This window comes from Leadbetterella sp. DM7 (assembly GCF_040829825.2).
Classification (GTDB): Bacteria; Bacteroidota; Bacteroidia; order Cytophagales; family Spirosomataceae; genus Leadbetterella.
In genome coordinates this window covers 25346-37991 of sequence record NZ_JBFOLH020000007.1, presented here as the reverse complement: position 1 = coordinate 37991, position 12646 = coordinate 25346, and the positions used below count along the sequence as shown (strand labels likewise).

Sequence of the window (12646 nt, the reverse complement as noted above, 5' to 3'; positions counted from 1 at the left end):
TTTTAGTGATGAAAAAGAACAGATTTATATATAGCAGTTTACTGGCCGCCTCTCTTTTAATGGGTACCTCCTGCGGCAAAAACTACCTGGATGAGGATCCGTATTCGAGCTACAGAACCGGCGCTACCGACCCCCAGACCATAGAAGCGCAGGTGATCGGCCTGCACCGCATCTTTGCCGAGCTCTGGGGCTACAGCGGCCGGCAGGGCTTCCTCTCCTGCTGGCAGATAGGAACCGATATCACCAGCGCCGGAGCTACCGAAGGCGTGGAAAACCCTTTCTATCAATATGCCGACCTGAACCAGGAAAACGGGGGTGTGGGCTATCTGTGGCAGAAGAGCTATGACTTTATCAACCATGCGAATGTGATCATTTCGGCCGTGGGTGAAAATAACGTGAAAGCCAATGCAGAAGCCCGGTTCTTCAGGGCCTATGCCTATAACATGCTGGTAACCCTCTGGGGAGATGTGCCCCTGCTGAAAGAACCGGTGGTGTCGCCTAAATTCGACTTTACCCGCCAGAGCGTGGCTGAAATAGACCGGCTGATTGAAGAAGATATCACCTATGCGGTAGCCAACCTTCCTGAAATAGGACAGGCCGTTACCCAGAACCGGATCAACAAAGACATGGCCCGCCAGCTGGGTGCAGAAGCATACCTCCGCATGGGTGTAAGAGATCAGGGCTATTATGCGAAAGCTGAGCAGCTGGCCACCGACATCATCAACGGCGGGAAATACAAGCTGATCGATGCGCGCTACGGGAAATTCCTGGGAGAAGGAGGTGACTATTACCGCGATATGTTCCGTTTCGGAAACCAGCGCCGGTCACAGGGAAATACCGAAGCCATCTGGACCTTTGAAATGGAAAATAACCGTACCGTAGTCGGGGGTACCATTGACAACCCGCAGCACCGGCGCGTATGGCAGCCCGCCTATCACAAATGGGACGGCATGGTGAACGCTGACTCGCTCGGGGGAAGAGGAAACGGTCGTCTGCGGTTGAGTAACTTTATGAAATATACTGCATGGAAAGGCCTGGACGGCGACATCCGGAACAGCAATTACAACATCCGGAGAACCACCAACTACAACCGCCCCGGCTTCAGTGCTACCATTGGCGTGGACAAAGACGGCTACCGTGTGGATGCCAATGCCCAGGATGCCGTTAAAAAGCTGACCGTTAAAACCGGAGACAGGGCCGTTCCGTTCCGTACCGACAGCCTGGAGGTATGGTACCCGTTCCCTACCAAATGGGGCGGTTATGACGAACAGGACGACTTCGGGTATGCCGTGATCAAAGACTGGCCGGTAATGCGTTACGGAGAAACCTTCCTGCTGCGTGCCGAAGCCCGCTTCCGCCAGGGGAATACCGCAGGAGCAGCTGCCGACGTCAATGTGCTGAGAGACCGGGCCTTCAAAACCGCCCGCGAGCAAAAAGGAAATGCCAGCCTGGGTAAAGTGGCGGCATCCGATATTACCCTTGACTTCATCCTCGATGAGCGGGCCCGCGAGCTGATCTCCGAAGAAAACCGCCGGATGACGCTGGTACGTACCGGTAAGCTCAAAGACAGGATAGCGCTGAACGGCGATACCGGTCCGGCGAACAAGATCATCACCGGTTTTAAAGAGTATAATGTTTTACTGCCTCTGCCACTGAGCGAGATCCGGCTGAATACCAAAGCCGAGCTGGTGCAGAATCCGGGGTATAATTAACGATAATAAGGTTTGGACGGAACTTCCGTTAACCGGGAGTTTCCGTACAGAACCCGAGGTTGAATGTAGTTTAGCTGTCTTTGCCATAAAGGCAGCTAAATTTTTTTGAGATAGTTTTAGCATATATATTTACAAGAATGATAAGAAAGATCATCTTCTGCATGGTTTTATGGAGTTCACCGGCCCTGGCACAAAGCCGGGGGGAAGTGAAAGCCATCATCGAAAAAGTGAACGGCTACTGGCAAAGCACCCAGACCCAGCCGGGCTGGGCCTTCTGGGACGTGGCCGCTTACCATACCGGCAACATGGAGGCGTACTTCCTCACCGGGAAAGAAGAATACAGGGAATATTCGGAAAAATGGGCCGGATACAACCAGTGGAAAGGCGCCGGATCGGCCGATAAGGCCGAATGGAAATACAGCTACGGTGAAAAAGATGACTACGTGCTCTTCGGCGACTGGCAGATCTGTTTCCAGACCTATATTGATCTCTATAACCTGCAACCGGACGAGAAAAAGATAGCCCGTGCACGCGAGGTCATGGAATACCAGATGAGCACACCCCATAACGACTACTGGTGGTGGGCCGACGGCCTCTATATGGTGATGCCCGTGATGACCAAAATGTATAAAATTACCGGCAATCAGCAATACCTGGAGAAGCTGTACGAATACTTTGTCTTTGCCAACAGCATCATGTACGATAAAAAAACGGGGCTGTACTACCGCGATGCCAAATATGTTTACCCGAAGCACAAAAGCCTGAACGGAAAAAAAGACTTCTGGGCACGGGGCGACGGATGGGTTTTTGCCGGCCTGGCCAAGGTGCTGCAGGACCTGCCGGAAAACGATAAGCACCGGAAAGAATACATCCGGGTATATAAAAAGATGGCGAAGGCCGTTAAAAAATCACAGCAGGCAGAAGGCTACTGGACCCGCAGCCTGCTGGACCCCGAACATGCGCCGGGGCCGGAAACCAGCGGAACCGCCTTCTTTACCTACGGTCTTTTATGGGGCATTAATAACGGCTACCTGAGCCAAAAGGAATATGCCTCCGTAGCAGAAAAAGCGTGGAAATACCTGTCGGGAACCGCCCTGCAGCAAAACGGGAAAGTAGGGTACGTGCAGCCTATCGGTGAAAAGGCCATCCCGGGACAGGTGGTGAACGAAAACTCTACGGCACCATTCGGCGTGGGTGCGTTTTTGCTGGCAGCCTGTGAAATGTATAGATTTTTAGATAAATAGATTGGTTATTGACAAGTGTGGGGTGACAGTGGCCAACCTGTTAGACGAACATAAACCCATGAAATAGCCATGAGCAGTCAGCTATCAGCTATCAGAAGTCGGGCACACCGGGTGACGTATCACCAACCGGCCCATGAATAAGCGCTCCGCCGCTGCGGCTGATAGCTGAAGGCTGAAAGCTAAAATTTTATACAGATGAAAAAACTATTCCTTCTTCTTCTTTTCCCCTGCGTGGCTGCTACAGCCCAGAACTACCGCCTTGTATGGAGCGAAGAGTTCAATACGCTGGATACGGCGATCTGGAACTTTGAGCAGGGCTTTAAACGAAACCACGAGGATCAATGGTATCAAAAAGACAATGCCTATTGCAAAGACGGGAAGCTGGTCATGGAAGCCCGCCGGGAGAAACGGGACAACCCGGGCTATGAAGCCGGCAGCCGGGACTGGCGCAAGAGCCGGCAACGGGTAGAATACACCTCGGCGTCGGTCAATACAGCTGGGAAGAAAGAATTCCTGTACGGCCGGTTCGAAATCCGGGCGAAAATACCGGTAAGCAGCGGTGCCTGGCCGGCCATCTGGACATTGGGGCGCGGCTTGCCCTGGCCATCCAACGGCGAGATCGATATCATGGAATACTACCGGGTTAACGGGGAGCCGCACATCCTGGCCAATGCCGCCTGGGGCAATGATCAGCCCTACAACGCCGTATGGAACTCGAAAAAGATTCCGTTTACCCATTTTACAGGCAAAGACCCGGCATGGGCAGATAAATTTCACGTGTGGCGGATGGACTGGGACGAAAAATTCATCCGGCTGTACCTGGATGATGAGCTCCTGAATGAAATTGCATTAAGTGAAACCGTTAACGGGACCATAGGAAACGGCAGCAACCCGTTTCACAAGCCCCAGTATCTTTTGCTGAACCTGGCGCTGGGCGGAGATAACGGCGGAGCGATAGAGAATGCGGCATTTCCGTTGAAATATGAGATAGATTACGTAAGAGTGTATCAGAAATAGCTAACTCAGAACCATTTTATACATGAAAAAACACGTCATCCTCTTTGTACTATTTCTCTCCTTATCCGGGGGAAGCGCCGCCTTAGCCCAGAAGAAAAAGACGGCGCCTGTGCGGGCGCTCACCGACCGGGAGTACTGGCTGGCCGAAATGGACAAAATGGTGCGGCCCGTGCTCTACAGCCTGGCACAAGACAGCCTGCGTATCGTGATGCCGCATACGGTCTCCGTGCGTACCGACAACAGGGAGAGCCGCATTAAAGTACAATATGTGGAAGTCCTGGGCCGGGTGCTGAGCGGCATTGCACCGTGGCTGGCGCTGGAAGGCGGCAGCAGGCAGGAAGTGGCCCTGAGGAATCAGTACCGCCAATGGGTGCTGAAGGGCATTGCCAACTCTCTCGACTCCACCAAACGCGACTACATGCCCTATAACATTGCCGGGCAGCAACTGGTAGATGCCTCCTTCCTGGCGCTGGCTTTTGTGCGGGCTCCCTGGCTTTGGGAGCACCTTCCGGCAGCCGATAAAGAGAAGATGGCTGCCGCTATCCGTACCACCCGGCAGTTCCGGCCCGGCTTCAGCAACTGGCTGTTGTTTTCGGCCATGAACGAGATCTTCTTTGCCCGTTTCGGGTACGACTATGACCCCATGCGCATTGACTATGCCCTTATGCAGCACGAGCAATGGTACGTGGGCGACGGCATGTACAAAGACGGTGACTCGTACGCGTTTGACTACTACAACAGCTACGTCATTCATCCCTACCTGGCCGTAGTGGTGAATGAGATCTCGAAAAAGACCTCTGTCTATAAGAGCATGGCGGAGAAAATAAAGTTGCGGAACGAGAGATTCGCCGTTATCCAGGAACGGATGATCGGGGCAGACGGCTCTTTTCCGCCCACAGGCCGGTCGCTGATCTACCGGGGAGCGGCGTTCCACCATCTGGCCGATATGGCCTGGCGGAAAGCCTTACCGGCGGAGCTGAAACCCGCACAGGTACGCGGGGCGCTCACGGCCATGCTGAAAAAGACCCTGGAGAGCCCGTCGACCTACAAAGACGGATGGCTGACCCTGGGCCTGTACGGCTCACAGCCGGATATAGCCGATGTGTACAATAACCAGGGAAGCCCCTACCTGGCCACCGCCGTATTTCTGCCGCTCGGCCTCCCTGAAAGTGACCCTTTCTGGTCAGCACCGGCTGAAAAATGGACCCAGCAAAAAGTATGGACGGGCGAGGACGTTAAAAACGATTATAAAACAGGAATTAAATAGCCATGAGCCATTGCCGGCGCAGCGGTTACCCGTTCGCCCTTCGGGCCCGGGCTCCGGAACGTATTTAACCTATGCAAAAATTACTTATACTCCTGCTGCTGCTGTCGGGCGCCGTGTCTGAAGCGGCGGGGAAGACAGACAGCACCTTTCATGTCCGGAACCCGGATCACAGCGTGAGTCCGTTTACAGGCATGACCCGCAACCACTGGGTGGAGGCGGCAGAATACCTGCTTGACGGAGCCTTCAGCTACATTCACTCCCCGGATGATCCCATGAAATTTCCGAAGCAGCACGATAAGACCTACCCCCTCCGAGAAGAGCAGGTGCCTACAGAAAAGCTGGAAGGCTTCTGCCGCACCCTGTTTGTGGCGGCCCCGCTTCTCCGCGAAAAGCCGGACCTGCAGCTGAACGGGATCAGGGTGGCTGACTACTACCGGCATAATCTCCTGAACCTGGTTGACCCGCAAAGCCCGGCCTATATAAAGCACCGCGGAAACGGCGGTCCCAGCCAGATCCTTGTAGAATTCGGCGCCCTGGCCATTTCGCTCTCGGTTATCCCGGAGATTTTGTGGGACCCGCTGACCAGGGAGCAGCAGGATGCCCTGGCCGCTACAATGCTGAGCTACGGCGACGGACCCACCATAGGCTCCAACTGGCGTTTCTTCAACATCTTTGTGCTCAGCTTTTTCAAAGACAAAGGCTATGCGGTGAATGAAGCGCTGATGCAGAAATACCTCGACGAATGCCTGGCGGCCTACCGCGGATACGGCTGGTACAACGACTCGCCGGCCTACGACTATTACAGCATGTGGGCTTTCCAGATGTACGGGCCGGTTTGGTCACAACTCTACGGAAAAAAATACTACCCGCAATACGCCGCGGGGTTTATGAGCAACCTCTCTGACCTGGCCGGCAATTACCCTTACATGTTCAATAAGGAGGGACACATGAACATGTGGGGGCGAAGCATTGCTTACCGCTTTGCGGCGGTGGTTCCGCTGGCGCTTACCGGCTACCTGGAAAATAAATCAAACGTAAACTACGGCTGGATGCGCCGGATAGCATCGTCTACCCTGCTCCAGTTCCTGGAAAACCCGGAATTCCTGGAAGACCGGGTGCCTGCGCTGGGCTTTTACGGGCCTTTTGAGCCGGCCGTACAAATCTACAGCTGCCGGGGCAGTGTGTACTGGATGGGCAAGGCTTTCCTGGCCCTGCTGCTGCCGGCAGACAACGTGTTCTGGACGGCAAAAGAGAACAATGGCGCCTGGGAGCAGGAGCTGGAAAAAGGGAAGGCCTATAACCGGTTTCAGCCCGGTTCCGAACTGCTGATCACCAGCTATCCCAACAGCGGCGCGGCGGAGGTCAGGTCGTGGTGTCATGAAACGGTAGCCGGCGACTGGCAGAAATTCAGAAGCGGCGAGAACTACAACAAGCTGGCCTACAATACGGATTTCCCCTGGATGGCCGACGGGAAAAACGGGGAGATCTCCATGAACTACGGGGTCATCAATGCCGGAAAAGAGTGGGAAGTGCTTCGCTTATATACCTTCAGAAGCTTTGAAAACGGGGTGTACCGGCGCGATGCCGGACTGGAAACGAACCCGGATATACAATTCCGGCTGGCAGACATTCCCCTGGCCGACGGTATCCTGCGGGTAGATAAGGTGATCTCGCCGGCAGAGACCGGCTTTCAGCTGGGGCATTACTCCCTGCCTGACCTGGGGAAAGGGATCCGGACCTCCACCCGGAAGATAAAAGGGAAAAAGGTACGTATCATCAGTAACGGCGGGTACCGGCTGGCCGTAGTGCCGGTAGAAGGCTGGGAAGATTCGGAAACCGTAAATGCCACCGGTCTGCATCCTGTAAGTGAAAAAAGTGCAGTCATCAGTACCCGGGCCCGTTTCTCCGGAGAGCGGATCCTGATCACCCTTCAGTTATGGAAAAAAGGAGACTTCACGCGCAAAGAGCTTGCCCCGGTCAAAAGTGTCCGGATAGCCCCGGACAAAAGCCGTGTAGACATCCTGCTCACAGACGGCACCCGGAAAACAGTAAAATTTTAAAGACCCTTCGCTCAACCCGGCACTCTCAACCCGGCACTCTCAACTCGGAACTAAATAGTACTCTTATGAAAAAATTTTCCCTACTCCTCCTGACCCTCTGGTCACCCGCCCTCTTCGCCCAGTTCACCCCCGGTGAGATCTGGCCCGATAATAACGGCAGGCACATCAATGCCCACGGGGGTGGTATCCTGTACCGGAACGGAACCTATTACTGGTATGGCGAGATCAAAGGTACCCACTCTACCGCCGAAGTAGGCGTGAGCGTGTATTCGTCGAAAGACCTTTATAGCTGGAAAGATGAAGGAGTAGCCTTGCAGGTAAGCGGGGATCCCGCTTCAGAGATCACAAAAGGCTGCGTAATAGAGCGCCCGAAGGTGATCTACAACACTAAAACAAAAAAATACGTGATGTGGTTCCACCTGGAGCTGAAGGGGCAGGGATATAATGCCGCCCGCACGGCACTGGCCGTAAGCGACAGCCCTACCGGGCCGTTTGAATACCAAAAATCATTACGGCCTAACCCCGGTATCTGGCCGCAGAACTTCCGGGAAGAATGGAAAAAGCCCGTGCCGGGTGAAGATACCCTGAAGTGGTGGACCCCTGGCTGGTATAAGGCCGTGAAAGAAGGCCTCTTTGTGCGGCGCGACTTGAAGGGCGGGCAGATGGCCCGTGACATGACCCTGTACGTAGACGATGACGGCACGGCCTACCACATCTATTCTGCTGAAGATAACCTGACCCTGAACATTGCCGAGCTGAGCAGCGACTACCAGCGCTTTACCGGCAAATACATCACCCTGGCTCCGGCCGGCCACAATGAAGCTCCCGCCGTTTTTAAGCAGGACGGCTGGTATTACCTCATCACCTCAGGCTGCACCGGCTGGGACCCTAACGCGGCCCGTTCGTTCCGGGCGCGGTCGGTTTTAGGTCCCTGGGAGGCGCTGAAAAACCCGTGTGTGGGTGAAGGAGCCGGGCTTACCTTTCATTCCCAGAGCACGTTTATCCTCCCGGTAGCCGGCAAAAAGAATGCTTTTATTTTTATGGCCGACCGCTGGAAACCCAGAAACCATATCGACGGCCGCTACATCTGGCTACCCGTAAAAGTGGTGAACGGCCAGCCGGTGATCGAATGGAAAGATAAATGGGACCTGAGCGTATTTGACTGAATGCAGAATGCGGTGAAGCGTGTAACAAAACCCGCTGAGCGGGGTCTGGATCGTGCAGAAAAACGGGCCTATAGCTCCCCGGCCTTCCTGCGCCTCAGCACATAATCCAGCAGGAGCAATACCGCCATGCCCAGCACCGTAAGGGCATATACCGGTGGGATATCGGGAGAGGGGAGGGAAGAAAACTTTTGGGCAACCGGTCCGAAAGAGGCATCCGGGGTACCGAAACGACTTCCGACAGCCCATACGATAACCGCAAAAGCGGCAATGGCTACCCGTCCCCACAAGCCCAGCAGGGGGCGCGGTTCTGATGAGGCGGAAACCTTTTTCATCACCTGCGCGGCAAAACCGGCGGAGGGCTTATCGGCCGGGAGGTGCTGCAGCAGCTGCTCAAACGAAGCTTCCCGCAGCCTGTCTTTCTCCGCTTCGGCATGCACGCTTTTCATCACCGCTGATGAAAAATCAGCGGCGGGCCTGTCGGTCAGCGGGGTTTCCCTCAATATTTTCTCCAGCTTCTTCATGCCTGTCAGCCTTTAGCTATCCGTTACTTTTTCGCGGGAGCACATGCCTCCCGGCGCTTATAATAAAAACCGTAAACGTTCCTGTAAAGTTTTCCTGGCCCGGAATAACTTTACCTTGATATTCATTTCCGAAAGTCCGCTGATATCAGCGATTTCGCGGATGGAGCAGTCGTCCATATAAAACAACGTGATCAGCAGGCTTTCGGTAGGCGGCAGGGCGTCTACCGCTTTTTTGATCGCCTCGCTTTGCTCTTCTTCCATCAGCTTCTGAACCGGTGTATCGGTGTGGCCCTGCTTTTCGTAACCGGCCTCGTCTATTTTTAAAAACCGTTTCCCGTGCGTTTTATCAATAGCCGAGCGGTAGATAACGGTGTAGAGCCAGGTAGAAAACTTCGACCGTCCTTCAAACCGGTGAATCTGCTGATACGCCTTAACAAAGCCCTCCTGGGCAGCGTCTTCGGCATCTCCCGCATTCTTCAGGATCCTGTAGGCAATAGTGAAGGCCATATCCTGGTACTTGTCTACCAGGAAGCGGAAAGAAGCGGTATCTCCTCTTTTTACTCTTTCCACATACATCAGGTCTTCGTGCATCAAAAATGTTACGTTAACGGTATGACAGGTAAAAGACGGAAAAGGTTACAGCAAAATCGTATTATTTTCTGAACCGAGCTCACAGAATAAATCCGGGGAGAACCGCTGACATATTCATGAGCAATAAATAATTGGATTTTGCTGTAACCTTTCCCTGCCTGCTCCTGTCTCATGACCAAAAATTAAAATAATTATGGGACCAGGAGAAACTTTTATCGCACTTATTGGCGGAATAACTATTCTAGGCTATGTTTTTTTTACGGCGAGGCACCGCGAGAGGATGTCAATGATTGACAAAGGAGTTAGCGCTTCCCTTTTTACCTCCAAAGAAAAAAGCAGCATCCGGTTTACCCTTAAGCTGGGTATGCTGTCTATCGGGATTTCAATGGGCATAATAGCCGGGATGATCCTCATGAAGCTGTTTGACGACATCAACGATGCCATTGTGGTGGCCATGATTTTAATGTTTGGCGGGATCAGCCTGATCGCCAACTTCATGGTAGAGCGAAAAATGGATGAAAAAGCGGATTAAACGATCCGGACACACCGTAAATCCTCACAACAAAAATATTTTGTCGTTTACCTTGTATTGCAAGATACTTTGTATAGTATAATATATACATAAAGCTGTTATTTAAAATTTACAAAATGAAAAAGCTACTGCTTAACGCCTTATTATGCCTTTTTGCCGCGGTTTTTACAGCCCGTGCGCAACACCAGATCAGGGGGATGGTCACCGATTCAGCCTCCGGGAAGCCGCTGGAATTTATCACCGTAACACTGCTGAAAGATCAGAAGGCGGTAAAGGGAAATTATACCGGAGCCGACGGGGTTTTTACGTTCCGTGAGCTGGGTCCGGCCGCATACGAAGTGCAGGTCACGGCTGTGGGCTACCGCAACTGCGTATTGCCCGTAGAGATCACCGATCGTTCTGTGGATCTCGGGAAAATAGCCGTACGGGAAAACGCAGCCGGTCTCCGGGAAGTAAAGATCACCGCTGCCAAACCTATCGTACAACAGGAGGCCGACCGTATCCTGTACGATATCCAGGCCGATCCCGAAAGCAAAGTATTTAATGTGCTGGACATGATGCGGAAAGTGCCCTACCTGTCGCTCGATGCCGACGACAATATTCTCCTGAAAGGAAACGGTGGCTTTAAGATACTCCTTAACGGTAAGCCTTCGGGCATGCTGGAAAGAAACTACAAAGACATCCTGAGAAGCATGCCGGCCTCGTCTATCCAGCGCATTGAGGTCATTACCACGCCGCCTTCCAAATACGATGCCGAAGGCTTGTCGGGCATTATCAACATCATTACGAATAAACGGGTAGACAACGGCTATACCGGTAACCTGAACACCAGCTGGCGGTTTCCGGCGGGTGGCCCGGGTGCAGGAGGCTCGGTTTCGGCCCGGCTGGGCAAGTGGGGGCTGTCTGCTTTTGGCGGAGCCAGCCGTTACGATGTCCCGGAGCTGTCTTTTGTCAATACCCGCTCTACCTTCAGGGAGCTTCCCACCCTTACAGATCAGCGGGGCACCAACAGCTCGGAAAGCGATAATGCTTACCTGGGACTGGAGGTCAGCTACGATATCGATAGCCTGAACCTGATCTCCGGCCAGCTGAATGTGAACGGCAACCGGAATAACGGGCTGGAAACGCAAACCTCGCGGCTGGAAACGGGTAGCGGGCTGGATCAGTACTACCGGCTTCTGAATACCGGTACTGGCCGGGGTAACGGCCGTGACGTGGCCCTGAACTACCAGCGGGGCTTTAAAGCCGATAAAAACCGGCTGCTTACGTTCTCATACCGGTATTACGGCTTTGAAAACAACCAGCAAAACACCATCGGTATTGATGACCGCTTTCAGTATGAGCTGTCCGATTACCGGCAATTGAACGACCAGCGGTTTTCCGAGCAGACCCTGCAGACCGACTTTGTGTACCCGTCGAAGACGCTCAGCGTGGAAGCCGGGGTGAAGGCCATATTCCGGAAGAACGAGAGTAATTTCGGCTATCTTAACCGGGAGACAGATACCGGTGAATACCAGCAGGCCGACTCGCTCAGCAATCATTACCTGAACGCACAAACCATCTACGGCCTCTACAATACCTACCGTTATAAGTACAAGGGCTGGAATATCCGGGGCGGCTTCCGGGTAGAGCAGACCCTGCTCGATGCCGACTTTATTTCCACCCATTCCAAAGTCAGGCAGAATTACTTCAACGTCATTCCAACAGTAGCGCTGGGGCATAAGGCAGGCAAAGGCAACCTTACCCTGAGCTATACCCAGCGTATCCAGCGGCCGGGCATTTACCAGCTGAATCCCTTTGTGGACCGGACCAACCCGAATTTTGAACGTACCGGCAATCCTGACCTCCGGCCGGCTATCATGAACGATATGAATATAGGCTACAGCTGGGCAAAGAAGACGTCGGTCAGTGTGATTGTGGGGTATGTTTTCATCAAAGACATGATCTTCCCGGTGCTGGTATACAACCCGGCTACGGGCATCTCCAGGTCGTCGTACCAGAATGTGGGGAAGGCCCGGCTGTTTCCTACGGTGTTTCTGAACACCAGCCGGCCGCTTTCAAAAGAATGGAACCTCAGCGTGAACTGGCGATTGGCCTACGGGGAGACCGAAGGCCTGGTGAACAATGAGCAGGTTAAAAACCGGGGCTTCATGTACGCGATATACGCTTCTACGGGATACCGGCTGCCCAAAAGCTGGCGGATCAACGCCGGTCTTGACTTTAACGGTCCGGGCATGAATATACAGGACCGGACCAACAGCGCGCTGTTTTCTTCGGTGAGTGTAAGCAAAGAGGTGGTGAAAGACAAGCTCACGTTCTCCGGCTCACTGAACAATCCTTTCCGTAAATACCGGAAAAGTATCCGCGACAGCTTCGGGCCTGATTTTGTACAGTACAATGAACGGAACAATTACTTCCGGTCTGTATCGCTCAGCCTCAACTATAAATTCGGTAAGCTCAAAGAGCCGATCCGCAAGGCGGCCAGGAGCATCAGGAATGATGATGTGCAGAACGAAGGAAGATAAAGAATATAAGT

10 protein-coding genes are annotated in these 12646 nt (G+C 53.4%); 8 read left to right on the top strand and 2 right to left on the bottom strand.

Features of this window, described 5'->3' with window-relative positions:
* Positions 1–8 precede the first annotated feature (8 nt).
* The 6 genes from AB2U10_RS09975 to AB2U10_RS09950 all read left to right on the top strand — a co-directional run bounded on the left by AB2U10_RS09975 (position 9) and on the right by AB2U10_RS09950 (position 8466).
* Positions 9–1712 (top strand): RagB/SusD family nutrient uptake outer membrane protein, encoded by a 1704-nt coding sequence (locus AB2U10_RS09975; protein WP_367913950.1) that lies wholly within the window; start codon positions 9–11, stop codon positions 1710–1712.
* 137 nt (positions 1713–1849) lie between these two features.
* A complete protein-coding gene (locus AB2U10_RS09970; protein WP_367913949.1) occupies positions 1850–2956 on the top strand; it encodes a glycoside hydrolase family 88/105 protein in 1107 nt (368 codons plus the stop codon).
* Between the two features lie 195 nt (positions 2957–3151).
* Positions 3152–3973 (top strand): glycoside hydrolase family 16 protein, encoded by an 822-nt coding sequence (locus tag AB2U10_RS09965; RefSeq protein WP_367913948.1) that lies wholly within the window; start codon positions 3152–3154, stop codon positions 3971–3973.
* A gap of 22 nt (positions 3974–3995) precedes the next feature.
* Positions 3996–5240, top strand: coding sequence for a DUF2264 domain-containing protein (locus AB2U10_RS09960; protein ID WP_367913947.1), 1245 nt, complete (start codon positions 3996–3998; stop codon positions 5238–5240).
* Positions 5241–5311: 71 nt separating this feature from the next.
* Positions 5312–7300 (top strand): DUF2264 domain-containing protein, encoded by a 1989-nt coding sequence (locus AB2U10_RS09955; RefSeq protein ID WP_367913946.1) that lies wholly within the window; start codon positions 5312–5314, stop codon positions 7298–7300.
* Between the two features lie 65 nt (positions 7301–7365).
* Entirely contained in the window at positions 7366–8466 is a 1101-nt protein-coding gene (locus AB2U10_RS09950; protein WP_367913945.1) for a glycoside hydrolase family 43 protein, read from the top strand.
* Positions 8467–8534: 68 nt separating this feature from the next.
* Here AB2U10_RS09950 and AB2U10_RS09945 read toward each other — a convergent pair whose 3' ends face one another.
* Positions 8535–8987: a hypothetical protein gene (locus tag AB2U10_RS09945; protein ID WP_367913944.1), complete on the bottom strand. Its 453-nt coding sequence runs from the start codon at positions 8985–8987 to the stop codon at positions 8535–8537.
* 57 nt (positions 8988–9044) lie between these two features.
* Positions 9045–9578: an RNA polymerase sigma factor gene (locus AB2U10_RS09940; protein ID WP_367914080.1), complete on the bottom strand. Its 534-nt coding sequence runs from the start codon at positions 9576–9578 to the stop codon at positions 9045–9047.
* A 193-nt stretch (positions 9579–9771) separates the two neighbouring features.
* Here AB2U10_RS09940 and AB2U10_RS09935 point away from each other — a divergent pair, with 193 nt between their 5' ends.
* Positions 9772–10110 carry a DUF6249 domain-containing protein gene (locus AB2U10_RS09935; RefSeq protein WP_367913943.1) on the top strand — a complete coding sequence of 113 codons (339 nt, stop codon included), beginning with the start codon at positions 9772–9774 and terminating at the stop codon, positions 10108–10110.
* A 116-nt stretch (positions 10111–10226) separates the two neighbouring features.
* Positions 10227–12635 (top strand): outer membrane beta-barrel protein, encoded by a 2409-nt coding sequence (locus AB2U10_RS09930; protein ID WP_367913942.1) that lies wholly within the window; start codon positions 10227–10229, stop codon positions 12633–12635.
* Positions 12636–12646 lie beyond the last annotated feature (11 nt).

Coding starts and splice junctions, on each gene's coding strand:
- AB2U10_RS09970 (WP_367913949.1), top strand. CDS start 1,850: ATGATAAGAAAGATCATCTTCTGCATGGTTTTATGGAGTTCACCGGCC.
- AB2U10_RS09965 (WP_367913948.1), top strand. CDS start 3,152: ATGAAAAAACTATTCCTTCTTCTTCTTTTCCCCTGCGTGGCTGCTACA.
- AB2U10_RS09930 (WP_367913942.1), top strand. CDS start 10,227: ATGAAAAAGCTACTGCTTAACGCCTTATTATGCCTTTTTGCCGCGGTT.
- AB2U10_RS09940 (WP_367914080.1), bottom strand. CDS start 9,578: ATGCACGAAGACCTGATGTATGTGGAAAGAGTAAAAAGAGGAGATACC.
- AB2U10_RS09935 (WP_367913943.1), top strand. CDS start 9,772: ATGGGACCAGGAGAAACTTTTATCGCACTTATTGGCGGAATAACTATT.
- AB2U10_RS09945 (WP_367913944.1), bottom strand. CDS start 8,987: ATGAAGAAGCTGGAGAAAATATTGAGGGAAACCCCGCTGACCGACAGG.
- AB2U10_RS09975 (WP_367913950.1), top strand. CDS start 9: ATGAAAAAGAACAGATTTATATATAGCAGTTTACTGGCCGCCTCTCTT.
- AB2U10_RS09960 (WP_367913947.1), top strand. CDS start 3,996: ATGAAAAAACACGTCATCCTCTTTGTACTATTTCTCTCCTTATCCGGG.
- AB2U10_RS09950 (WP_367913945.1), top strand. CDS start 7,366: ATGAAAAAATTTTCCCTACTCCTCCTGACCCTCTGGTCACCCGCCCTC.
- AB2U10_RS09955 (WP_367913946.1), top strand. CDS start 5,312: ATGCAAAAATTACTTATACTCCTGCTGCTGCTGTCGGGCGCCGTGTCT.